The sequence below is a fragment of the Cupriavidus sp. 05T313 genome (assembly GCF_056396665.1).
This window is the reverse complement of the sequence record NZ_JBFTLX010000050.1, coordinates 1-23,460: the sequence shown is the minus strand read 5'-3', so window position 1 is coordinate 23,460 and position 23,460 is coordinate 1. Positions and strand designations below refer to the sequence as shown.

At 63.7% G+C, this 23,460-nt stretch carries 24 protein-coding genes and 1 pseudogene; 13 read left to right on the top strand and 12 right to left on the bottom strand.

What is annotated here, in order from left to right:
- Positions 1–28 precede the first annotated feature (28 nt).
- The 9 genes from AC1DKD_RS14195 to AC1DKD_RS14155 form a co-directional block, all read right to left on the bottom strand.
- Positions 29–745, bottom strand: coding sequence for an ABC transporter ATP-binding protein (locus tag AC1DKD_RS14195; protein WP_441633718.1), 717 nt, complete (start codon positions 743–745; stop codon positions 29–31).
- Positions 726–1,460: an ABC transporter ATP-binding protein gene (locus AC1DKD_RS14190; protein WP_441633716.1), complete on the bottom strand. Its 735-nt coding sequence runs from the start codon at positions 1,458–1,460 to the stop codon at positions 726–728. Before AC1DKD_RS14190 ends, AC1DKD_RS14195 begins: the two co-directional genes overlap by 20 nt.
- Positions 1,457–2,497, bottom strand: coding sequence for a branched-chain amino acid ABC transporter permease (locus tag AC1DKD_RS14185; protein WP_441633714.1), 1,041 nt, complete (start codon positions 2,495–2,497; stop codon positions 1,457–1,459). The genes AC1DKD_RS14190 and AC1DKD_RS14185 overlap by 4 nt, the downstream gene beginning before the upstream one ends.
- Positions 2,498–2,510: 13 nt before the next feature.
- Positions 2,511–3,395: a branched-chain amino acid ABC transporter permease gene (locus AC1DKD_RS14180; RefSeq protein WP_441633712.1), complete on the bottom strand. Its 885-nt coding sequence runs from the start codon at positions 3,393–3,395 to the stop codon at positions 2,511–2,513.
- A 90-nt stretch (positions 3,396–3,485) separates the two neighbouring features.
- Positions 3,486–4,751: an ABC transporter substrate-binding protein gene (locus AC1DKD_RS14175; RefSeq protein WP_441633710.1), complete on the bottom strand. Its 1,266-nt coding sequence runs from the start codon at positions 4,749–4,751 to the stop codon at positions 3,486–3,488.
- Positions 4,752–4,830: 79 nt separating this feature from the next.
- Positions 4,831–5,811, bottom strand: a complete 981-nt coding sequence (locus AC1DKD_RS14170) for a transketolase family protein (protein WP_477143378.1) — start codon at positions 5,809–5,811, stop codon at positions 4,831–4,833.
- 1 nt (position 5,812) lies between these two features.
- Positions 5,813–6,679 (bottom strand): transketolase, encoded by an 867-nt coding sequence (locus AC1DKD_RS14165; RefSeq protein ID WP_477143383.1) that lies wholly within the window; start codon positions 6,677–6,679, stop codon positions 5,813–5,815.
- Positions 6,680–6,805: 126 nt separating this feature from the next.
- Positions 6,806–8,260, bottom strand: coding sequence for an NAD-dependent succinate-semialdehyde dehydrogenase (locus AC1DKD_RS14160; RefSeq protein WP_441627097.1), 1,455 nt, complete (start codon positions 8,258–8,260; stop codon positions 6,806–6,808).
- A gap of 34 nt (positions 8,261–8,294) precedes the next feature.
- Positions 8,295–9,389, bottom strand: a complete 1,095-nt coding sequence (locus AC1DKD_RS14155) for a glycerol dehydrogenase (protein WP_441627099.1) — start codon at positions 9,387–9,389, stop codon at positions 8,295–8,297.
- 189 nt (positions 9,390–9,578) lie between these two features.
- On the opposite strand from AC1DKD_RS14155, the gene AC1DKD_RS14150 reads away from it, so the two are divergent.
- The 4 genes from AC1DKD_RS14150 (at position 9,579) to AC1DKD_RS14135 (ending at position 12,205) form a co-directional block, all read left to right on the top strand.
- The gene (locus AC1DKD_RS14150) at positions 9,579–10,394 is read left to right on the top strand and encodes a shikimate dehydrogenase family protein (protein WP_441627101.1); all 816 of its coding nucleotides are present in this window, start codon (positions 9,579–9,581) and stop codon (positions 10,392–10,394) included.
- Positions 10,395–10,491: 97 nt separating this feature from the next.
- Complete coding sequence (locus tag AC1DKD_RS14145; RefSeq protein ID WP_441627103.1) at positions 10,492–11,172, top strand: GntR family transcriptional regulator; 681 nt, start codon at positions 10,492–10,494, stop codon at positions 11,170–11,172.
- 167 nt (positions 11,173–11,339) lie between these two features.
- On the top strand, positions 11,340–11,903 hold the full coding sequence (locus AC1DKD_RS14140) for a hypothetical protein (protein WP_441627105.1): 564 nt from the start codon (positions 11,340–11,342) through the stop codon (positions 11,901–11,903).
- An 8-nt stretch (positions 11,904–11,911) separates the two neighbouring features.
- Positions 11,912–12,205: a putative quinol monooxygenase gene (locus AC1DKD_RS14135; protein ID WP_441627107.1), complete on the top strand. Its 294-nt coding sequence runs from the start codon at positions 11,912–11,914 to the stop codon at positions 12,203–12,205.
- 60 nt (positions 12,206–12,265) lie between these two features.
- On the opposite strand, the gene AC1DKD_RS14130 is transcribed toward AC1DKD_RS14135, so the two are convergent.
- Complete coding sequence (locus tag AC1DKD_RS14130) at positions 12,266–13,159, bottom strand: LysR family transcriptional regulator (protein ID WP_441627109.1); 894 nt, start codon at positions 13,157–13,159, stop codon at positions 12,266–12,268.
- 157 nt (positions 13,160–13,316) lie between these two features.
- Between AC1DKD_RS14130 and AC1DKD_RS14125 the strand changes: the two genes are divergently transcribed.
- Together AC1DKD_RS14125 and AC1DKD_RS14120 are read left to right on the top strand one after the other, a co-directional pair.
- Positions 13,317–14,105, top strand: a complete 789-nt coding sequence (locus tag AC1DKD_RS14125; protein ID WP_441627111.1) for an SDR family NAD(P)-dependent oxidoreductase — start codon at positions 13,317–13,319, stop codon at positions 14,103–14,105.
- A gap of 104 nt (positions 14,106–14,209) precedes the next feature.
- A pseudogene (locus tag AC1DKD_RS14120) lies at positions 14,210–14,697 on the top strand (LysR substrate-binding domain-containing protein); the annotation flags it as partial.
- Positions 14,698–14,711: 14 nt separating this feature from the next.
- On the opposite strand, the gene AC1DKD_RS14115 reads toward AC1DKD_RS14120, so the two are convergent.
- A complete protein-coding gene (locus AC1DKD_RS14115) occupies positions 14,712–15,554 on the bottom strand; it encodes a type 1 glutamine amidotransferase domain-containing protein (protein WP_477143377.1) in 843 nt (280 codons plus the stop codon).
- A 123-nt stretch (positions 15,555–15,677) separates the two neighbouring features.
- Between AC1DKD_RS14115 and AC1DKD_RS14110 the strand changes: the two genes are divergently transcribed.
- Positions 15,678–16,325, top strand: a complete 648-nt coding sequence (locus AC1DKD_RS14110; RefSeq protein ID WP_477143376.1) for a substrate binding domain-containing protein — start codon at positions 15,678–15,680, stop codon at positions 16,323–16,325.
- Between the two features lie 60 nt (positions 16,326–16,385).
- On the opposite strand, the gene AC1DKD_RS14105 is transcribed toward AC1DKD_RS14110, so the two are convergent.
- Positions 16,386–17,366, bottom strand: coding sequence for an NAD(P)H-quinone oxidoreductase (locus AC1DKD_RS14105; protein WP_441627117.1), 981 nt, complete (start codon positions 17,364–17,366; stop codon positions 16,386–16,388).
- Positions 17,367–17,834: 468 nt separating this feature from the next.
- Here AC1DKD_RS14105 and AC1DKD_RS14100 point away from each other — a divergent pair, with 468 nt between their 5' ends.
- From AC1DKD_RS14100 to AC1DKD_RS14075, 6 genes are all read left to right on the top strand, one after another.
- Positions 17,835–18,215: a VOC family protein gene (locus AC1DKD_RS14100; protein ID WP_441627119.1), complete on the top strand. Its 381-nt coding sequence runs from the start codon at positions 17,835–17,837 to the stop codon at positions 18,213–18,215.
- 548 nt (positions 18,216–18,763) lie between these two features.
- Positions 18,764–19,102 (top strand): ProQ/FinO family protein, encoded by a 339-nt coding sequence (locus AC1DKD_RS14095; protein WP_441627121.1) that lies wholly within the window; start codon positions 18,764–18,766, stop codon positions 19,100–19,102.
- Positions 19,103–19,526: 424 nt separating this feature from the next.
- Complete coding sequence (locus tag AC1DKD_RS14090; RefSeq protein WP_477143375.1) at positions 19,527–20,540, top strand: Bug family tripartite tricarboxylate transporter substrate binding protein; 1,014 nt, start codon at positions 19,527–19,529, stop codon at positions 20,538–20,540.
- Positions 20,541–20,585: 45 nt separating this feature from the next.
- On the top strand, positions 20,586–22,532 hold the full coding sequence (locus AC1DKD_RS14085) for an Atu1372/SO_1960 family protein (protein ID WP_441627123.1): 1,947 nt from the start codon (positions 20,586–20,588) through the stop codon (positions 22,530–22,532).
- Between the two features lie 79 nt (positions 22,533–22,611).
- Positions 22,612–22,824 carry a hypothetical protein gene (locus tag AC1DKD_RS14080; protein ID WP_441627125.1) on the top strand — a complete coding sequence of 71 codons (213 nt, stop codon included), beginning with the start codon at positions 22,612–22,614 and terminating at the stop codon, positions 22,822–22,824.
- 93 nt (positions 22,825–22,917) lie between these two features.
- Positions 22,918–23,265 carry a Rossmann-fold NAD(P)-binding domain-containing protein gene (locus AC1DKD_RS14075; protein WP_441627127.1) on the top strand — a complete coding sequence of 116 codons (348 nt, stop codon included), beginning with the start codon at positions 22,918–22,920 and terminating at the stop codon, positions 23,263–23,265.
- Positions 23,266–23,460: the final 195 nt, after the last annotated feature.

Below are 23,460 nucleotides of genomic sequence, written 5' to 3'. Positions count from 1 at the left end.
CTCCTTTCCAGTTTTCAGATCACTTCGGCTAGACGCCGAGATATGTTGCGCGCAAGTGCGGGTTGGCTAGCAGATCCCTGCCCGTTCCCGCCAGCGCGATCGTGCCACTTTCAATCACATAGCCGTAGTCCGCCATATCCAGCACCTGGTTGACGTTCTGCTCAATAACCAGGATGGACAGGTCCCGCTCCTTCAGACGGCGGATGCTGTCAAACAGCCGGTCCACCATGATCGGCGCCAGCCCCAGCGATGGCTCATCAAGAGCCAGCACACGGGGCATCGCCATCAACGCGCGCCCAACGGCCAGCATCTGCTGCTGCCCGCCCGACAAGGTGGAGGCCGCCAGCTTCTGTCGCTCCTCCAGGATCGGGAACAGCTCGAACACCTCGCGCAGGGTCTGCGCGCGTCGCTGGCGCGCGCGCGCGTTGCTAGCGCCGATCAGCAGGTTCTCCAGAATCGACATGCCGAGGAACAACTGCTTGCCTTCCGGCGACTGGACAAAGCCCTCCGTTACTATTTGATGCGGCGCAAGGCCATCGAGATCCTTGCCGTTCAACCGTACGGTGCCGCGTTTGCGGCGCAACAGGCCCGACACCGTGCGCAGGAAGGTAGTCTTGCCCGCCCCGTTTGCGCCGATCAGCGCGGTAATTGAGCGCGGCGCAAGCGACAGGCTCACGCCACGCAGGACCTGCTGCTCGCCGTAGCCCGACCAGATATCGCTGACTTCAAGCACTGGTGCTGACATAGCCCTCTCCAAAGTAGGCCTTGAGTACCTGAGGCATCTTCACGACTTCCGACGGCACGCCGTCGGCGATCAGGCGTCCCTGCTCCATCACAATGACCCGATCCGACAAGCCCATGATGACCTTCATCACGTGTTCTACGATCAGTACCGTGATGCCCCGGTCCCGCACTTTCCGGACCAGTTCCACCATCTCACCCGCTTCGCTCGGTGTCGCCCCCGCGACGACCTCGTCCATGAGAAGCAGGCGTGGCTTGGTAGCCAGCGCCCGGCCGAGTTCGAGCTTGCGTTTATCGAAAGCAGTCAGGTCGTTGGCATCGGTGTCCGCGCGCTGGGCCAGCCCAAGGAACTCCAGACAGCTGTAGGCCTCGTCGCGTACCTTGGCACGCGAACCGCCGCGCGCGAATCCGCCAACCATGACGTTCTCCAGCGCGGTCAGTCCGCCGAACGGCTTTGAGAGCTGAAAGGTTCGCGCAATGCCGCTGGCGCAGATCTGGTAAGGCTCGCGACCGCGGATTTGCTGTCCGGCAAAGAGAATCTCACCTTCGTCGGCCTTGATGAAGCCGGCGATCAAGTTGAATGCCGTTGTCTTTCCCGCACCATTCGGGCCCAACAGGCCCAGGATCTCGCCCCTGCCCACAGTGAATGAAAGCTGATTCACCGCCTGAAGACCGCCAAATCGCTTACCGATGGATTTCACTTCCAGGATGTTTTTCATTGCGCCCTCTCCCCACCAGACCTTGCGCGCGGCGGTAGCTCTACCGCGAGACGCCGCTTGACACGCCGTTGCAGCAATCGATCGAGAGGACCGATAATCCCTTTGGGGAAGTAGAGCACCGCTCCGATCAGCACCAGCCCATAGATCACCAGATGCAGGCCGAGGAAGCGACCCGCGAAATAGGTTCGCGTGAACTCCGCGATCGGATGCAGCACGAAGGCGCCGATCACCGGACCGATGATGGTCCCCTGCCCGCCGACGATCGCCATGATAGCGGCATCGATCGACAAGTCGAGACCCATGTTCCGCTCTGGGTTGATGTAGCGGAAGAACTGCGCATAGAACGCGCCACCGAGTCCGGTCATGAAGGCACTGATCGCCAACGCGATCAGCGGGTACTTGGTGGTGCTCACCCCGACTGCCTGCGCTGCGGCTTCGTCGCCTCGAATCGCCTTGAGGTAGTAGCCCAGACGCGAGCGTTCCAGCACAAACGTGGCCAATAACATCACGACCAGCATGGTAAGGATGATGTAGTAGTAAGGCACCTTGCCGTCGAACTGGAAGACCGTCCAGCCACCGGCCGATGGTGGGATTACCAGCCCCTGCGCGCCCTTGATCGGTATGCCCAGGAACTCGTCGGTGTTCTCGATCCAGATCCGGACGATCTCGGCAAAGGCGATCGTCGTCAGCGTGAAGTACGGCCCCTTGAGCTTGAAGGTCGGATACCCGATGCACACGGATAGCAGCGCGGCGGCCATGCCGCCAGCCACCATGCCCAGCCACGGCGACAAGCCCAGCCCCGTGAACAGCAGCACGGTGACATAGCCGGCGCCGCCGGCAAACACCGAATGCCCGAGCGAGAGCTGCCCGACATAGCCGCACACAAAGTTCCATGCCGACGCCATGTAGGCGAAGTACAGCACCATGATGAGCGAGTGCAGCGCATAGCTGTCCGTGACGAACAGGGGCAGCACAACGCCCGCGCACAGCAGCGGCAGGCCTAGCACCAGGTTGATATTCGTCCTTGATGATTTCATACGGAGGCCCTCCTCATTTGCGGCCTAGCAGGCCGTTTGGCCGGACCAGCAGGACAACGATGAACAGGCAGAACGAGAACACCGATGCCGATGTAGCGGTCACGAACTGCGAAGCGACTGACTCGAATACGCCCAGCACCAGGCCGCCGAGCAAGGAACCGGGAATCGATCCGATGCCGCCGAGCACCACCACCAGGAAGGACTTGATGCCAAAGCCCAGCCCCGTGGTGGGCGAGACCGGAAGGAACGGCACCAGCAGCGCGCCGAACAGGCCCAGGATGCCGGCACCGATGCCGAACGTCACGTTGTACACACGCCCGACGTTGATGCCAGACAGCGCCGCGGCCTCGCGGTTTTGCGCGGTGGCGCGGATCTTCCGGCCGGTGTCGGTGAAGCGCAGCCAGTAAGCCAGCCCGCCGGACACGCCAACCGCCGCCACGCAGGCAATCAGGCGCGGGACATTGACGGGGAGCCCGCCGATGTCGATCGAGCCGCTCAGCACGTCGGTGATCACCGTGCGCACATCGGGGCCGAAGCCCATCAGGATCGCGTTATCGATGACGAGGAACACGCCCGTCGTCAGCAGCAATGCGCCGAGCGGCTCGACGACCATGGTGGTCTCCCGCCGGAACAGGGGCGAGATGACGACGGCCTGCGTGAAATAGCCAAGCAGGAATAACAAGGGCACCGTCAGCAAGGCCGTGGCATACGGATGAATGCCAAAGACCGACCAGATCAGGTAACTGAGATACATGGCGAGCATCAGGAAGGAGCCATGCGCGAAGTTGATCACCCTCAGCACGCCGAAGATGAGACTCAGGCCCAGCGCGATGCCGCCATAGATCCCGCCGAGCAATACGCCGTTGACCACGGCGTAAGCCAGAATGATTGGGTCCATATACCTACCTCGGTTGGGCACGGCCGGCTCGCGCCGCCGTGCGGGAAATGACGATCCGGCAACCGTGCCGGATCATGCGGCTGCCGCCGCTTAGCGCGCGCCGGGCGCCGGCAGCGGCCACACTGGCTTGACGCCGGCCAGCCGGTTGTCCGCCGGCCACACCGTGCGGCGCTCGCCGTTCAGGTTCTGCGAGATCACGCCGTGGGCAAAGGTGTTCTGGCCCTGGCTGTCGAACTGGATGCGCTGGTAGCCGGTGACCAGCGCGGGGCCACTGGAGATATCCGTCGAGGCCAGTGCGTTGCGCACTTTCTCGCGGTCGACAGAGGCGGCGCGCTCAAGCGCGTCCTTGACTATGTACAGGTTGGACACGCCCTGGGCGCCGTACGAGTTCATGCCATAGCCGATTGCCGCCTTGAACTTCGCGTCCGCGTCGATGACCACCGGATCCTTGGCGGCCTTCATGATGTCGACCTGGAAGTCATCCTGCACGAACATGTACTCGACGGCCTTGGGTGACACCGCCTTGTAGAAGTTCGGGTCCTCCGAGCCACCGCCGACCGAGTGGACGCCGTAGGGCAGGTACAGGCGGCTCTCGGCCAGCTGGCGCGTGAACAGGATGTGGTCCGGCGTGTAGGCAACCACGATCAGCGCATCGGGCTTGGCGCCGCGGATCTTGAGCAACTGCGCGGACAGGTCGGTCTGGTTGGGTGGATACGATTCGTCCATCGCGATGGCGTAGCCGCGCTCCTTCGCCAGTTTCTTGATATTGGCGGCGTGCGAGCGGCCCCAATCAGTGCCTTCATAGAACAGCCCCAGCGTCTTGGGGCCCTTGCCGGTCTCCTTCTTGAGCAGGTCCAGCGCGTCGATCTGCTCGCGCGCGTCGTAGATAGCCTTGTTGTTCGGGCGGAAGACATACTTGAAGCCACGTTCGGTGATCTCGTCCTTGACCGCACCGGTGACCAGCCACGACACCTTGTAGCGCTCCGCCACCTCGGACGCAGGGAAGGTCACCGCGCTGTTGTACGCGCCGACGATCAGGGGCACGTTCTCGCGCTGGATGAGACGCTCGGTTTCCGCCACGCCCACGTCGGGCTTGGACTGGCTGTCGGCAAAGATCAGCTTGACCCTGGCGCCGCCAAGCGAGCGGATGCCGCCCGCCTTGTTGATCTGCTCGGCGGCGATCTCCGCGCCGAGCTTGGTCTGGTTGCCGATGGTGGCCGCGCCGCCGGACAGCGGTAGCACGAAGCCGATGGGGACTTCCTTCACCTGGGCGAATGCCGCGCTGCATGCCAGGGTGGCGCCGATGCCGGCGGCCAGCAGGTATGCTAGCCGGGTCTTTGAAATAAGATTGCGCATACTGTCTCCTGAGTCGAATCGACTCTGTCTTGTTTTGAAAAGGGGGCTGTGGGCCCCCAACCCGCACAGGCCGCACCCGCTACGGAGCGATGGCTTGCGCCGCCAGTTGCTCGATCCCGTCGGCATCGAGCTTGTAGTGCTTGTAGAGATGCGTGGGCGGCGCGATCAGGCTGTACTCGTCGAGGATGCCGTGCCGCACCAGGCGCACGCCGGCGCCCACATCCATCAGCACCTCGGCCACGGCACCGCCGAGGCCGCCCAGCACGTTGTGCTCTTCCACGGTCATCAGCACGCGTGAGCGCGCAGCCGCGCGCAGCACGGCCTCGCGGTCCAGCGGCTTGACGGTTGCCATGTCGATCATCCCCACCGAATGGCCTGMGGCATTGAGCCGCTTTGCGGCTTCGAGCGCCGGATGCACGCTGGAGCCGGTGGCGATCAGCGTCAGCTCCTCGCCCTGCAAGTGCTCGATGGCCTTGCCGAATTCGAACGCGGTGCCTTCTTCATAGACGGAGGGCTCACGGCCCCGGCCGATGCGGAAGTAGATCGGCTGCGCGTGCCCTGCGGATGCCTTGATGGCCGCGCGCAATTGCGGGCCGTCGGCCGGCGCCACCACGGTGAGGTCGGCGATGGAGCGCATGATGGCCAGGTCCTCGGTGGCATGGTGCGACGTGCCGTAGAAGCCCAGCGAGATGCCCGCGTGATGGCCGATCAGCCGCACCGGCAGGCCGGAATAGGCCACGTCCATGCGGATCTGCTCGCAGCACAACAGCGCGAGGAAGGACGCGAAGGTGGCGACGAACGGCGTATAGCCCACGCTTGCCATGCCGGCGGCCGCCGTCACCATGTTCTGCTCGGAAATGCCGAACTGGATATAGCGCTCGGGGAAGCGTTGCGCGAAACGCGCAAGGCCGTTGGAGTACTGCAGGTCCGCCGATCCCGCGAGCACAGGCGCGCCGGTGTCGACCAGGTCGATCAGGCCGTCGGACAGGTAGCTCAGGCCCGGCGTGATGGCGTTCAGGCCCCGGTACTGCCAGGAATCCTTGGAAAGTGGCTGGTTCATGCTATCGATCCTTTGCGAGAATTTCTTCGACGGCGCGCTGCGCATCGTCGGGCGCGAGGTAGCCGAGGTGCCATCCGGGCTCGGTCTCCATATAGGAGACGCCCTTGCCCTTGACCGTCTTGGCGATCACGCAAACCGGCGTGGTGCGGCCATCGTCGGCGCGCAACTGGCGTAGCAAGGCGGTCAGGGCCGCAACATCATGGCCATCCACCACGTGAACTTCCCAGCCGAACGCGCGCCATTTGGCGTCGAGCGRCTCGATGCCCATCACCTCGTCCACGGCGCCGTCGAGCTGGTAGCCGTTGCGGTCGACGATGGCCACCAGGCGGTTGGCGCGGTGGTGCGCGGCGGACATCGCCGCCTCCCACACCTGCCCTTCCTGCATCTCGCCGTCGCCCAGCATGACGAAGGTGGTGAAATCCAGACCCGCGTGCCGGCCCGCCAGCGCCATGCCCAGCCCGGCCGATAGCGCGTGCCCGATGGAGCCCGAGCTGAAGTCGATGCCCGGTACCTTGCGCATGTCCGGGTGATCGCCCAGCGGGCTGCCCAGGCGGGTGTACTCATCCAGCCAGGCCTTGGGGAAGAAATCCAGGTCGGCCAGGATCGGGAACAAGCCCACCGCCGCATGCCCCTTGCCCATCAGGAAGCGATCCCGCATCGGCCAGCCGGGCTCGCCCCGGCGCAGTTGCATGACGTCGTAGTACAGCGCGGCGAACGTTTCGGCCGCCGAGAACACCGAGGTGTAGTGGCCGGTCTTGGCGATCTCGATCAGCCGGATGGTCTCCAGGCGGACGAAGGTGGCGCGCTCTTTGAGCAGCGCGACTTGTTCCGCGCTGGGCGCGAGCGCGCTGGCGGAAGCAGTCGGCATGGCCGTTGCAACAGCGTGGTTCATCGGGCGTCTCCTACTGTTTTTGATGCATGATATATCATGCATCCTATCGTAAAATACAGGAAATCCATTGCTTCGCTCCTCTTGTCCTTTCGACTTGAATACTTAGATGCCGCCCATGCACATGTACTTGGGTTCCAGGTAGTCCTCGATGCCCTGGCGGGCACCTTCCCGACCCAGTCCCGATTCCTTGACGCCGCCGAAGGGCGCGACGGCGGTGGAGATCAAGCCTTCGTTGATGCCGACCATGCCGCATTCCAGCGCCTCGGCAATGCGCCACACACGGCGCAGGTCACGCGTATAGAAATACCCGGCAAGGCCATACGGCGTGTCGTTGGCCATCCGCACCACTTCCTCGTCCGACGTGAAGCGCAGCAGCGGCGCCACCGGGCCGAAGATCTCCTCGCGTCCCAGTTGCATCGACGGCGTTACCTCGCCAACCACGGTCGGCGCATAGAACGCGCCGCCCGCATCCTGCCGCTGGCCACCGGCCAGCACGCGGGCCCCTAGCTCCACCGCGTCCGTTACCATCTCGTGCACGCGGTTGGCAGCGCGCGCGTTGATGAGTGGCCCCATGGTGATGCCGGACCCGCTGCCGTCGCCCACCTTCAGGGCAGCCACGGCATCGCAAAGCCGACGCGCGAATTCGTCGTAGACGGCGGCGTGCACGAACATGCGGTTGGCACAGACGCAGGTCTGCCCCGCGTTGCGGTACTTGGACACCATCGCCCCACGTACCGCCGCGTCCAGGTCGGCGTCTTCGAACACGATGAACGGCGCATTGCCGCCGAGCTCGAGGGACAGCTTCTTGATATTGGCGGCGGACTGCACCATCAGCAGCCGGCCGACGCGAGTGGAGCCGGTGAACGACAGCTTGCGCACAGCGGGACTCTGCGCTAGCACCGCGCCAATGACCGCGGCGCGCGCGCTGGTCACCACATTGAAGACCCCGCGCGGAATGCCCGCACGGTGGGCCAGTTCGGCCAGCGCCAGTGCGCACAGCGGCGTCTCGGAGGCGGGCTTGAGCACCACTGTACAGCCCGCCGCCAGCGCTGGCGCGACTTTGCGCGTGGCCATCGCCACCGGGAAGTTCCATGGCGTGAGCGCAGCGACCACGCCTACCGGCTGCTTGATGACCATCAGCCGGCGGTCACCGGCCGGCGCAGGAATCAGTTCGCCGTAGGTCCGCGTGGCTTCTTCCGCGAACCACTCCACGAATGACGCACCGTAGACCACCTCGCTCTCGGCTTCGGCCAGCGGCTTGCCCTGCTCAGCCGTCATCAGCGCCGCAAGATCGGCCTGGTGCAATCGGATCAAGTCGTACCAGCGGCGCAGGCTGTCGGCCCGGTGCTTGGCCGTAGTGGCGCGCCAGGACGCAAGCGCCTGCTCCGCAGCGGCAATCGCGCGTCGGGTTTCGGCTTCGCCCATGTCGGGCACCTCGGCAATCACCGCGCCGCAGGCCGGATTGGCAACCGCGAAGCGCGCGCCGTCATCGGCCTGGGTCCATTCGCCATCGATGTACGCCTGCGTGCGCATCAATGCCGCATCGTTCAACCTCATGTCGTCTCCAGCTTCTTGTGGGCTTGCCGTGGGCTTACCGTAGTGTCGCGAGCGCGCGGGCTTCCACTACCTGCATCGCATCCGCGATATCGGCAGCACTCAGCTCGCGCGAGAAATTCTTCATGTGGGGCGCGGCCAATGACAGCTCCGCCGCGGCCTCGAGTTCCTCACGCGTGGCGTCGCCAAGCCCAAGGCCGTTCAGGCTGAGCGGCAGCCCGATTTGCCGGTAGAGCGCCTCGATTTCTGCGCGGGCACCATCCGTGCGCTGCTCCAGTTCTAGCTGGACCAGCAGGCCATAGGCCACTTGCAAGCCGTGCGCTGCGCGCCTGGCCTCGCGCAGCGTGGACAACCCGCGCGTCAACGCATGCGCAATCGACAGGCCACCGCTTTCAAAACCCAGCCCAGACATCAGGATGGTAGCTTCCACCACGCGCTCGAACGCCGCATCCGGCTGGCCCGATCCCGCGACGGCCAGCGCACCCTGCGCATCCGCCACCAGCACGCGGTGGCATTCCCGCGCCAGCGCTTGCGCCGACAGCAAGGGCCGGGTGCCGAACATGTTCCGGCCCTGCAGGGCGGCCGCGCACTGCGCGGCCTCGAAGGACTTGGAGATCGCGTCGCCAATGCCGGCCAGCAGCATCTGCGCGGGCGCCTGCGAGATCAGCGCGGTGTCGGCAATCACGCAAACGGGGCTATAGGACAGATGCCTGACCGCCAGCAGCCGATGCTGTTCGTCGTACAGGACATAGTTCTTGCTGGTGGGCGCGTCGTTGGACGCCACCGTGGGCACCGTGATGACGGGCGCCCGGTAATGATCCGCAAGCGCCTTGCCCGCATCGATGCTGCGCCCGCCACCCGCGGCGATGATCACGGCTGGCGCGGTGCCGCCCAGTTCGTCGACCAGCCGGGCGACCAGTTGCGGGGTCAGCCCTTCGTCAAAGCCGACGCTGCGCAGCGCGACCGCCGCGGCACTGCATAGCCGCCCGACCCGCTCGCCAATCATGGCCATCACCATGCTGTCCGCGACCAGCACGGCGTCGCGGCCAAGCCGGGCGACATGTTCGCCCAGCAGATCCAATGCCCCCGCACCCTGGACATAGCGTCCGGGCGAGCCAAATACTGCTTGCACGTTCTCTCCTCCGTCGATGGCGCTGGTTCGCCGCCGGTTCGCGTATCGAACCCGATCCCGCTGCGCCTTTTCAATACATCATATAGGATATATCCTACATCATTATCGGTGCCTGGCAAGAAGGTTTTTTGCCGGCGCCTTGTTTGCAGTCCTTTTTGACCCTTCTTGATTCTTCCGGAGCACCCAACAATGTCAGAGACAAGCAGCTTGCCCGTGGCGCCCATCGACGGCCGCACCCGGGTCGTCGTGATCCTCGCCTACCCCACCCACCACGTGCGAACGCCCACCTTCTTCAACGCCCGCGTGGCGGCGCTGGGGCTGAACGCCGTGCTCGTGCCATGGAAGGTCTCGCCGGCGCAACTGCCCGCAGCGCTAGAGGGACTGCGCCTGGTGGAAAACCTGGCCGGCGTAATCGTCACCGTGCCGCACAAGCAGCAGATGGCGGCGCTGTGCGATGGGCTCGAAGGTATCGCGGCGCATCTCGGCGTGTGCAATGTCGCGCGCCGCACACCCGACGGCCGCTTTATCGGCCGCATGTACGACGGCGTGGGATTCGTGACGGGCCTTCGCGGCCAGGGGATCGACCCGGCCGGCAAGCGCGCCTTGCTGCTGGGCGCGGGCGGCGCCGCGACGGCGGTCGCCGCCGCCCTGCTCGATGCGGGCGTGCGGCAGCTGACCATCGTCAACCGCACGCGGGATAAGGCTGACTTGCTGGTGGCACAATTGAAAGCCAAACGGCCCGATGCGGCTGTCGGCTCCGCCGAAGGCGCGGCCGGGCAATGGGATCTGATTGTCAACGGGACTTCTCTCGGCCTGAAACCCGAGGATCCGCTGCCGCTGGACCCCGTCCTGCTTGATCCTAGCAGCCTCGTGGCCGAGGTCATCATGCAGCCGGCGGAAACCGCCCTCCTGCTGGCGGCAAAGGCGCGCGGATGCCGGATCCACCGGGGCGAGCATATGGTGACGGCGCAGATCGACCTGCTGGTGGATTACCTGCTGGGCTAGCCGCCGGAGCCGGAACGCGTCATGCCATAACGGACGGGGCAGCATTGCATATCATATATGATGTGCCCCTGAACACCATTTATCGAGACTAGACGTTATGAAAGAACTCGCGCGCGTGGAGAAGAGCAATCTGTCGTCACGCGTCTATGACCAGATCCGATCCGCATTGATGAGCGGCAAGTACGTGCCGGGCGAGCGATTGCGCGTGGCGGAGCTGGCCGAATCGATGGGAACAAGCACCACCCCCGTGCGCGAGGCGATCTTCCGGCTGGTAAGCGAGCAGGCCCTGACCATGACGGCCGCCACCTCCATCACCGTGCCCGAGCTGGATCCGGGCACCGTCGCGGAGATCCAGCTGATGCGCACGCTGCTGGAAGGCGCGGCCGCCGAGGCGGCCGCGGCGCGCATCACGCCGCAGGAGATTGCCCGCCTGCGCAAGACGCACGAAGCCTTTATCAAGGCCGTGGCGACCAGCCCGCGCGAGGCGGCCAGCCAGAACCGCAAGTTCCACTTCGAACTGCTCGCCGCATCGCACCTGCCCAACCTGTTCTCCGTCGTCGAGAGTATGTGGGTGCGCATGGGTCCTTTGCTGCATATCTTCCACACGGAGCTGCAGGCCAGCCGGGAAAGCCTGGAAGAGCATCCTCACTATCGCGTGCTCGATGGCCTTACCCGAGGTGACGCCAAGATAGCATCCGCAGCCATTCGCGACGATATCCAGTGGGGCAAGACGGTGCTGCTGGAGTGGATGGCATCGCGGGAAGAAGAACAGGTCTGACCGCCCCGGCGCCGGAAACTGCCTGATTGCGCCTGGCCATCCCTGAATTTTTTTCCAGCTTGAAGTTCCATTGCGCCCTCTAGTTGAGGGAGTCGCTCTCGCCAATACTATGTTCCAGGTTGTCGTTGAAAACAGTGTCTTCAACCAGGCCGCTCACAAGGAACATCATGGACACGATTCTCTCCGAGGCGCGCGCACCGCGCGGTATAGCCTTTTTTGCCGCGAAGGCCACCTTGGCCTCCGCCTTCGCCGCTCTCCTCTTTTCGCTCGGTGCTGCGCATCCGGCGGATGCGGCCACCCCCGCTGCATCCGCTGCCCCGCTCCCTTCCCTGATCAATCCCGCCGCGCTCAAATGGGAGAAGACCATTCCCGCGCTGGGAAGGAACTCGCCCGAATACGCGATCCTGCATGTCGACCAGAAGAGGGGACTGACGATGCTGATGTTCCGCACGCCCATCGCGGTGCATATCAAGCCCCACACGCATGATCTCGCGGAGTCCCATGTGATCCTGGTTGGCGGCACCCATGTGTTTGAATCCAGCGGCGTGCGCTACAACGTGGAAAACGGCGGGTTCTTCCGTGCGCCCGGCGGCGTGGAGCACGAGGCATGGCTGCCGGCGGGCTCGCAAACGCTCAACATCCTGGAGAGCGGCTGGGTGGTGAACTGGCTGCATGGCGGCCCGTCTCCGGAAGACGCGAACCAGTACCCGCCCGCAGCGGCTCAGCGTTGAGGTGCCTCATGAAAAATACCCTGACTATCATCGCTCACGCGCGGGCGAGGCCCGGCCTTGAAAACCGCATGATCGCCGAACAGATCAAGGTGGTCGCGTCGGCCAACCAGCAGCCCGGCTGCCTCCGATACGAGCTGCATGTATCGAACACCGAACCCGGCCTGGTGACCTTCGTCGAGCAATGGGCTTCGGCGGAACAATGGCGCAGCCATCTGGCGAGCGATTACATCCAGGCATTCCGCGAAGCCGCCGGCCACTGCATCGGCGAGTTCGAGCTGCATGAGATGCATCAGGTTGCCTGACTCTCCTGGCACCGCAGCGCTCCCGGGCAATGCCTCGGAGCGCCTGCGCCTTGCGCCACGCTAGCTGGCTGCAAAGCGACGCAGTTCCGGCCCGATCCGTTCAACCAGGAAATCGATGAACACCCGCACGCGCAGCGGCATATAGCGCTGGTTGCTGAAGATCGCATGGATCTCCTCCTTATCGTCCGGGTTGTATTCCCTCAGCAGTTCCACCAGGCGGCCCGCCTCGATATCCCTCGCCACGTGAAACAGGCCGAGGCGGCTGATGCCCATCCCATCCAGCGTCAGCTGGCGCATGGTCTCGCCATTATTGGTCAGCATGTCGCCACGCATCGGCATATAGACGGTATGTCGATCGACCAGGAACGGCCACTCGTCCAGCGAACGCCTGAAGTTAAAGCCCAGGCACCGATGCCGCTGCAAGTCCTCCGGCGTTTGCGGGCGTCCGTGCGCCGCCACGTAAGCTGGCGACGCTACCACCGCGCGCCGGCTCTCGCCCAGCACACGCGCGCGGAAACTCGCATCGGCCAGTGGCCCCATGCGGATCGCCACGTCGATACGTTCGCGCTGCAGGTCGACCAGCGCATCGGTGAGCGAGATATCGAGCGTGATTTCCGGATAGCGCTGATGAAATTCGGGAACGAGGGGAATCAGGTGATGCGTGCCGAACGGCAATGACACATTGACGCGCAGGACGCCGTGCGGCGCTACCGTGCCCTGCGAAACGCCCTGCTCGGCTTCTTCTATGTCATTCAATATCCGAACGCAGCTGTCATAGAAGTGCTTTCCCTCATTGGTGATGACCAATTGCCGGGTGGAACGGCGCACCAATTGCACACCCAACCGCTCTTCGATCCTGCCAAGCAGCTTGCTCACGGCCGATGCAGTCAGGTCCAGCACTTTTCCCGCCGCTGAAAAACTGCCTGTTTCCACGATTTTCGTGAACACCAGCATCTCACCGCTGCGACTATCCATCTTCTGAATGAAACGAATTGAATTCAACAATCATATTCCATTGCATGCCGTTATCAAAGGAGTTATGGCCCGCCATACTTCAACCTGAAATGGCGGGCATCGATCTGCTGTCTTTATCAATATTTCGAGATACATCATGGATCTGAACCTGAAAGACAAGACCGCGCTGGTCAGCGCATCCACATCCGGAATCGGCCATGCCATCGCCGCGCAATTGCTGGAGGACGACGCGCGGGTCATCGTCAATGGGCGCAACGCCGCGAACGTCGAGCAAGTGGTAGGGGCGTTCAACGCGCGCTTTGGCGCCGGCCGCTCGCTGGCGCTTGTCGCGGACATGAGCGTTGCAGGCAGCGAGAAGCTGGCGGCCGAGGCGTTTCCCGAGATCGATATCCTGGTCAACAACATCGGCACCTACGCGCTCAGCCATTTCTTCAGCACCTCCGATGCAGACTGGCAACGCATCTTCGACGTCAATGTGTGGAGCGGTGTGCGCCTCGCCCGCACTTACATGAAGGGCATGCTCGATCGGGGCCACGGCCGCGTAATCTTCATCTCCAGCGAGGTCGCGCTCACGCCGATGGCTTCGATGGCGCACTACAGCGCCAGCAAGGCGACGCAACTCTCCATTTCGCGCAGCCTGGCCGAACTCACGAAAGGCACCGCCGTCACAGTGAACGCCGTGCTGCCGGGCCCCACCGAAACGGAAAGCCTCAAAGCCTTCATCAAGTCGGTGAACCCTGACTTGTCCTACGCCGACGCGGAACGAAAGTTCATGCAGGAGAACCGCCCCTCCTCGCTAATCTATCGCCTTGCGAAACCGGCTGAAGTTGCCAACGTGGTCGCCTTTCTCGCCAGCGAGCGGGCCGCGGTGGTCAATGGCGCGGCGATCCGGGCAGAGGGGGGCACCGTGCAGACCATCGCCTGACCCGGCTAGCCATGCAAGCGCGATTCTTGCGCCTCGGGCAAGTATCTTCTGACTCCCGGCGGCTTACTCCCGCAGGCGGGAAGGCACGATACTGCAGCCCCTGCACCGACGTGGCGATCCGCATTGGCGCGCTGCGGAACGCCACCCTGCATGCGCGTGCGGTGTGCAACAGCCGCCTGCGCCTGGTGGCCAACCCCGCGTATCTCAAGGCGCGCGGCAAACCCAAGCATGTCAGCGCACTCACCAGCCACAGCCTGCTCGCATTCACCCAACCGGACACGTTCAACCAATGGCCCCTACGCCATGCGCTTGGTGACACCCTGTGGATCGAGCCCGGCCTGCGCGCCCCCAGCGGCGAGACCCTGCTGAAGCTCGCGCTCGCCGTCGAAGGCATTGCCTGCCTGGCCGACTACATGACGCAAGCGGACCGGGGCCGGGGCGACCTGGTCCAGGTGCTGATGCAGGCACCGTGGAGCTCGAGCAGCCCATCCATGCGGTCTATTACCGCAACACGTTGCTGTCCTCGCGCATTACATCCTTTCTTGACTACCTCAGCGCGCGGCTCGGGGAAACGCCCTCCGGCCGCGGCTGAGCAGACTCGGGGGCCTACTTCAGGCGTTCCATCAACTTGCCGGCAACGGCCAGTGCCGAAGCCGGGTTCTGCCCTGTGATCAACTCGCGGTCCACGACCACATGGGGCGTCCACGGCGCCACGTTGCTGCCATAGCGCGCGCCGGCCTTCTCCAGCGCCGTCTGCGGATAGAACTTCATCGCCCCGCCGTTCAGCAAGCCTTTCGCCTGCTCCTCTTCCACATTACTGATCACCRTAAGCCGATAGCCCGCATAGATCCAGGCCGGAGCGGCTTGCACATCCGCTCCGGCCTGGAGCGCTTGCACATAGCTACGCGCATCCGGCAGCGTCGATAACAACGCAATAGGGCCATGGCAAACCAGCGCCGTGGTCTTGCCACGTGCATGGAAGCTTGCCAGCAGCTTGCCAAGCTCCGGGCTTTGCAGCAGGTCCTGCATCGGCGCATGCCCGCCGGGGATGTACACGGCATCAAAGCGGTCGTAGCCAATCTGCTCCACGCGCGACAAGCTGATCACCGGTGACCTGCCGCGCAAGGTGATCTCCAGGCGCTCCATCAACACCTTGTGCGCCTGGAGCGCGGCTTCGTCACCGTTGAAATACATCTTGTCGATCGACGACTTGTCCACCGTAGGCGCATTGCCCCTGGGCGTAGCAAACGTGACAGCGTGGCCGGCGTCGAGCAAGCGCTTTACCGGCTGCATCAGCTCGTTCAGGTAGAACCCGGTTTCGAATACCTTGCCATCCTTCAGGTCCAGGTGATCCGAGTCGGAGAGCACCACCAGGACGTTACCGGCCTGCGCGCCAAACGCGGCCATTGCCATTACCGCACCGGCGGCAAGCTTGTGCATCTGTTTCATTTTTCCCCCGATAGCTCGAACCGTTCGCGCCGCTGCGCACGCGGCGAATGCACACACTTTATTCAAGCCGCTTGCGGCGATAAACTCCCGCATAGGGAAATCACCTGTTCTTCAGAGGCAATAATGGGGCGTCGATTTGATCATCTGAGCGATGTGGAGGCGTTTATCGTGGTCGTGGATAAGGGATCGGTCACGGCGGGGGCCATCGCGCGCTATCCTGATGTGCAGATCGAACTGAACATCACCAATCGTAATGTGGACCTGGTGGCAGAGGGGTTCGACGTCGCCATACGCCTGGGTAAGCTGCCGGACAGCGGGCTGGTGGCGCGCAAGCTGGAAGATGCCGAGCTATGCGTGGTCGCCACGCCGGCCTACCTGAAGCGCGCGGGCACGCCGCAGGCCATCGGCGACCTCGCGGGCCATGCCTGCCTGCACTTCGTGATGCCCAGCACCGGCCGGGTTGGGCCCTGGGCGTTCAGGGACGACGGCGCCGATGTGGAGTGGACACCGTCGGGCGGCTTGCAGGTCTCCGACGATGTGCTAGGCGTCGTGTCGCTGGCAGAGCAAGGGCTGGGCATCTGCCAGACCTACAGGTTCATCGCGGACCAGCGCATCCGGGACGGCGTGTTCGTGGAAGTACTGGCCCATGCTCACGGCCGGCCCCGGCCGTTTTCACTGGTTTTTGCGCCACATCGGCGTTTGTCGGCGGCGTCGCGCGCGTTGATCGACTTCCTCGTCGGGGACACCCCGGTGCAGGATGACCCCGGCTGACACGCAAGCCCGATAGCAGGGCCGCACGACCATCGGCGGTGCAGCCCTGGACGTACCTGCCTATGCCACCTTGAGCAGGATCTTGCCGGCGTGCGTGCTCGACTCCATCAACGCATGCGCCTTGCCCGCATCGGCAAGCGGCATCACGCAATGAATGAGCGGCAGGCACCGGCCCTGGTCCAGCACGGGCCAGAACGCGTCGTGCAAACCCACGATCAGCGCCGCCTTGCTTTCCGGGGTGCGCGCCCGCAGCGTGGAGCCCGTCATCTTGAGCCGCTTGAGCATAACCGGCAGCAGGTCGATATCAACACGGCTGCCCTCGAGGAACGCGATCTGGACCAGCGAGCCGTCCAGCGCCAGCGCGCGCAGGTTCATTTCGATGTAGCGCCCGCCCACCATATCCAGCACCACGTCGACGCCCTTGCCCTGCGTTACCTCCGAGACGACGTCATTGAAGTCCTGCTCGCGGTAGTTGATCAGATGCGTGGCGCCGTGCTGCCGGCAGATCGCCAGCTTTTGCGCATTGCCGGCGGTGACGATGACCTCGGCGCCAAGCTCGCGGGACATCTGGATGGCTGTAATGCCGATGCCGCTGCTGCCGCCATGGATCAGGATGGTCTTGCCGCGCGACACCAGCTTGCCGGCGAACAGGTTGGCCCATACCGTGATGTAGTTTTCCGGTAGCGCCGCCGCTTGCTCCAGCGTCATCCCTGTGGGCACCGGCAGGCAATGCCGCGCGTCGGCGGCACAGAATTCCGCGTAGCCGCCACCGTGCGTCAAGGCGCAGACTCGATCGCCGACTTTCCACTGCGTGACCGATTCGCCTACCTGCTCGACCGTGCCCGAAATCTCCAGGCCCAGGTACGGGCATGCGGACGGCGGCGGATTGTACAACCCTAGCCGTTGCAAAACGTCCGGGCGGTTGACGCCGGCGAACGCCACGCGGACCAGCACTTCGTGGGCGGCTACCGCGGGGGGGTGGGCTTCCTTCAAAACCAGCGTATCCGCCCCGGTTCCCGGGCCATGACTGATGAACTTCATCGAGACATCCTTTGCCTGAAAAGGCGTTCCTTGTCCAAGAGAGACGACAACACAGGACGTACGGCAGGCTTCCAGCCGGATACCAATGTTGACGCCAAGAGAATATATCATGCATCATATCTTCTTGCGCGGCGACACTACGGCTGGCGTGGCGGCCAGGCATTGGCCGACCATACCTGACTGCCTACCCGGATTCAGGGATCAAAAGGAAGGAATCGATTTGGACGGATTTGGACAAAACGCCCGGGAGAACCGGGCGCCGCCCTCCAGCCGGAGGATCGGCGCCACCAACTCGCCGCGACCATGCGCGACGGCAACCTCTTGAACCCCAGCGGATCTTTCTTCTTGGCGTCGCGTCGGAGACCGAGGTGGGAATGATCACGCCTTCGCCCGGCTTCCGGGGGGGCACTGACGATATTTAGCGTAACGATAGGGAGCCCCTGGGCTCCTGCAGAATAGGAGCAATGCATGGCGATTGCCGGAATGAACCACTTCACCGTACTCACCGCGGCGCTGGAAGACAGCGTGGCGTTCTATACCAACGTACTTGGCTTCGAGACCGGTGAGCGCCCGCCGTTCTCGTTTCCGGGCGCGTGGCTCTATGCGGCTAGCGCGCCCATCATTCACCTGGTCGCGAAAGACGAGCTACCGGTATCCACCGCGGGTGTGCTGGATCACATGGCATTCAGCGCGACCAATCTCCCCCGTGTCGCGCATCATCTGCGCCAGCTGGATGTTCCGTTCAACCTCGGGCGGCAGCCGGGCACCGGCATCTGGCAACTGTTCCTGCACGACCCCAACGGCGCCAGGATCGAGTTGGATTTCGATCCGCAGGAGCCGGCGCCCTGAGCACTGCGCTATCGATCGAGCGCGCCGTGCACTGCCCCTTCGAACCTTGGAGGGAGCGGCCAAAATCGGGGGCACCTTCTATGACGCAGGGAATACATTCGAAAATCCCTCGATCGCCTGTCAGGCGGGTATCAACGCCTGAAATTGCTTATGTCCTCGCCATTGAGAACGGCACATCGCACCTGCAGCAGTGCATTGGCTCCCGGGATCGTCCAGCGCATGTGCCCATTCCTCTTCATGCGTTGACCAATCACATAGTCGACGACTGATTCCGCTCCTGCGCTTGAAATAGGCAGCCCTTGCGCACGTCGCTGCTGATAGTTGATGTTGCAGATCGTTATTTCGGCTAATGGCGACCTCAAATTCCGCAAATGTGGGCGTTCTTTTATGGCTGGGCACGATGGGCTTCGAACAGCTGGCGGCATTGAAGGAACAACTGGCAAGGCAAGCCAAGGCCGCGCCACGGGCCAAGACGCGTCGCGCCCCCCCCGAAGGCTTCGGCCCGCCCAGCGACGCCCCTTAATGAGCCCGCTAAGCCCGTTGATCCGGTGCTGCAAGCCATCGCGACGCTGCAAAAGCGCTTCCCGCAAACCTTTCCGAAGAATCCTGCGCCCAAGTTGCCGCTCAAGATCGGCAACTTCGAGGATCTCGTCCCGCAGGCGCAGGAACTTGGCCTGAGCGAGCCGGTATTGCGCCACGCGATCCGGACCTGGTGCCGCGGCACCCGCTACTGGACCTGCCTGGTGGAAGGTGCAGCACGCGTGGATCTGGCGGGGCGGGAGGCGGGACAGGTTTCAAAGGCCGATGCGAACCGGGCGCAGCAACTGCAAGCCCGTCGTGTGGCGCGCGCGTTGTCTCAGCCAGCGACTGCGCCGAAGCCCAACTGATCTGTGATGGAGATGCCGTGCTTTCGGCGCCGATGTGCCGATGATTGTTGAGCTGCCGCGGACGCCACTGCATCGCTCGATGTCTGATTTCTTCATTTCGTGCCGCCTGATTGGCTCCCATTGTGGCTTTCGGGAGAGAGCGTCGGGGCGAGGACCCGACGATTTGAATCCGATACCGGACAAGACACAAAACAGTACATTCGACCGCCAACGAGACATACATCAGATACACGACGTTCACACACTTGCGACAGCTTTGCCTGCACCGCCTGTGCGGTCCTGATCCGCCACCCGCCAACGTTGCCCATAGAGCAACGATCTAGAAAAAAGTTGCTATTGCTCCAGCGAACTTCAAAGACAACAATGTTCCTCACCAACTAATTTACGTCATCTAAGCGAAGGCAATAAGAGAGTCGAGGACGACATGCGAGACCAAGGACCACCCGCCCACAAACGCTGGATGGCGCTTAGCGCCGCCCTCCTGGGGATTACTCTGACCAGCGCGCCGGCATCCGCCGCCGACGCGTTTCCCACCAAGCCGATATCGATGTTGGTCGCATTCCCGCCGGGGGGGCCCGCTGACGTACTTGCGCGGGCCATGCAGCCGACGATGGCCAAGGCACTCGGCCAGCCCGTGGTCATCGAAAATCTGCCCGGTGCCGGCGGCGCGCTGGCGGTGCAGCGGCTACTGAGCCGTCCCGCCGATGGCTACACGCTGATCATGGGTTCGCCCAACGAAGCCATCCTGACGCCGCTGGCGCTGGCCAGCGCCAAGTACAAGTCGGAGGACCTTGCGCTGCTGGCGCCGGTCTCGATCCACCCGCTCGTGCTCATGGCTCGCAGCGACCTGCCGTACAACTCGCTCGAACAAATCATTGCGGCCGGCAAACAGCCGGGCAGCCAGAGCCTGACCTTCGGCAATCCGGGCTATGGGACGATGTACCACATCGTCGCAGAGTACATGGCGCAGCTGACCGGCGCCAAGATGCTGCAGGTGCCGTACAAGGGCGCCACGCCGATGCTGGCGGATCTGACCGGTCACCAGATAGACATCACGATCCTGCCAAACCTCGGTGCCTCCACCCAACTGCTCGAGTCACACAAGATCAAGGCGATCGCAGTGCTGGACACGCAGCGCATGCGAACCCTGCCCGATGTGCCGGCGATCTCCGAAACCAGCGTCGCGCGCAGGTCCGAGTTCGTCTATTCGATCTGGCTGGGCGTCATGGGCAGGACCGGCATCCCTGCAGAACGTGCACGCATATTGCTGGAGGCCTCGCAGCGGGCGCTGCAGTCGCCCGAACTGATCAAGGCCCTTGCGCTCTCCGGCGTTCAGCCGATGAAGCCGCAGACGCTCGAGGCTTCTGCGGCGTTCTACGCCGACGAGACCCAAAAGTTCAGGAAGCTCGCCCACTCAATCAAGCTGACGCCTCAGTAATTCCACCCGGCACGGTCCCAGCATCCAGTCCCAGGAAGTTCTCACTTGAATATCCTAGTTGCCGGTTTCCAACACGAAACCAATACGTTCGCCCCAACCATGGCCACCTACGAGAGCTTCGTCCGTGGCGAGGACTTTCCCGCCATGGTCCGCGGCGAGGCGATTTATGACCTGCTGAACGTGAACGTGCCGATCAGCGGCTTCATCCACCACGTGCGCGAGCATGGTCACGCCGTCACGCCGGTGATCTGGGCGGCCGCCGGTGCCTCGGCCCACGTCACGACCGATGCCTACGAGCGCATCGCCGGAGAAATTGTGGAGGCGGTGACGACGGCCTCGTACGACGCGATCTATCTTGACCTGCATGGCGCCATGGTGGCCCAGCACCTCGACGATGGAGAGGGAGAGTTGCTGGCGCGCATCCGCGCCGTGGCCGGCCCCGACATGAAGATCGTAGTCTCGCTGGACCTGCATGCCAACGTCACCGAGCGGATGCTCGCTCTATCGGACGGCGTGGTAGCGTATCGCACCTATCCGCATGTGGACATGGCCGCCACAGGTAAGCGCGCGGCCGAACTGCTCCTGGAACTTGGCAGGCGGGGGACGCGTGCGCACCTGGTAGCACGGCGCGTGCCGTTCATGATTCCGGTCAACAGCATGTCCACGATGATGCAACCCGCTCAAGGCATCTACGGGCAACTCGAAGAACTGGAGCGGCAAGGCGTGCTGTCGCTGTCGTTCACGCCGGGCTTTCCCGCGGCCGACTTCGCCGAGTGTGGTCCTGTGGTTTGGGGGTACGGCTTCGACAAGCTGCGCGTCGAGCAGGCCGTCGACACACTGTTCGCGCGCATCTGCGAACCGGAGAACCAGTGGGCCGTGCAGTTCGAGGAGCCGGATGCAGCGGTGCAGCGTGCCATGCGGATCGCGCAAAAGGCCACGCGGCCGGTGATCCTCGCGGACACGCAGGACAACCCGGGCGTCGGCGGCGATGGCAACACCATGGGGATGCTGCGTGCGCTTCTCAAGGCCGGCGCGCAGAACGCCGCGATCGGGATCATCTGCGATCCCGCCGCGGCCGCGGCAGCGCACCAGACAGGTGTCGGCGCGAAGATCGATATTGCGCTCGGCGGCTGCCCACAGGTGGGCGAGGATGCCCCACTGCGCGCGACCTTCGAGGTGGAGGCGCTGTCCGAAGGCAAGTTCGTCTACGGAGGACCAATGATGCATGGCAAGGCTGCCGACATGGGACCCATGGCGCGACTGCGGATCGATGGCGTGCTCGTTGCCGTTAGCTCGACCAAGGCACAACTGCTCGACCGCAATATGTACCGCGCGGTCGGCATCGAACCGGCGGGGATGAAGATCCTCGTGAACAAGAGCTCAGTGCATTTCCGCGCCGACTTCGCCTCAATCGCGGAAGACATTTTCGTGGTGCGTGCGCCCGGTCCGTTCATCGCCGATCCGGCGGAGCTGCCATGGAAGCATCTCAAGCCCGGCATGCGCCTGAAACCGAACGGTCCGGTGTTCGCCCCGGCGCCTGGGGTCTACGACAGGCTCACGCAGCTAGGCATCGAACTGCCCAAGGCTTCGGGCCCGGCGGCAGCCTACGTGCCGAGCGTGCGGTCCGGCAACCTGATCCACGTATCCGGCCATCTCTCCCGCATCAATGGCCAGGTTCGAACCGGCCGCTTCGGTGGTGACCTGCGCACCGCCGACGGTATTGCGGCGGCCCGCCTGGTTGCCATCGACTTGCTCGCGACGCTGCACGCCGCCACCGGCGACCTCAATGCAATCGTGCGTATCGTCAAGCTGACGAGCCTCGTCCATTCGACCGCGGACTTCACTGAGCAGCACCTCGTGACCAATGGCGCCAGCGAACTGTTCGCCGAGGTGTTTGGCACGCGCGGCCAGCACGCGCTCAGCGCGTTCGGAGTGCCGCAGTTGCCGCTCGGCGCCTGCCTGGAAATCGAACTGATTGTCGAGGTCGCCTGATTCCATGCGCCGCCTGAAAGGAGCCGTTCCGTGCTGACGATGAAGAGGGGGTTCGCCGGGGCTCGTGCTTGGCGCGCCGATGGCCGGCGCGAATCCGCTTGCGCTAGCGCGGGACCAGAAAGTGGTGCCGCAGTCGGACCTGAAGATTCTCGATCCGATCTGGACAGCCGCGTTCTTGACGCGCAACCATGGCTATGCGATCTACGACACGCCGTTCGGCATGGATGCACAGGGCAAAGTCCACCCACAGATGGTGGAGCGCTACACCTCCAGCGCCGATGGCCGCACCTGAACCTTCACGCTGCGCAATGGCAACGACGAGCTGGCGTTGCCGCTCGGTAGCGGTCGGACGTCGCCGATCTCGGCTCTGGATGTGGCGCGCGCTGTGTCCGTGATCCTCGACGACCTCGCGCCATATATCGGCAACATCTACAACCTGACCGGCCCCGAGTCCGCCGACCTTGAACACTATGCGCGCGCCTTCTCCGAGGCGCTCGGTCGGACGATTCGCTACCGCAATGTGCCGCTCTCGGCCTGGGCCGACAAGCTTCGGGAAGCTGGCTTCCCTGGCCACCTCGTCAAGCACCTCGTGGTGATGGCAAAGCTCTACGCAGTGGGGCGGTACGATCGCTTGACTGACGACCTATACAAGCTTACGGGCAAGGCGCCAACGCGGGCCGGCCGCACGACCAGGCGTGTACAAGCTGGCGCCTTGTCTCGGCTATTTTTATGAACGCGAGCAAATCCGGTGCTATACAAGAACAGTAACAGTTGTCTGATCGCACTGGCAGCAACATCGTCGTTTCGATTCTGGTGGCTATGACGCAAAGGTGCCGTGCTACCGGTAATCGCCGCCACGCCAAGATAAGTAAAGCGCTGACCCGATGAACGATTCCGTATCAGCACTAGGAGAAAAAAATGACCGAGA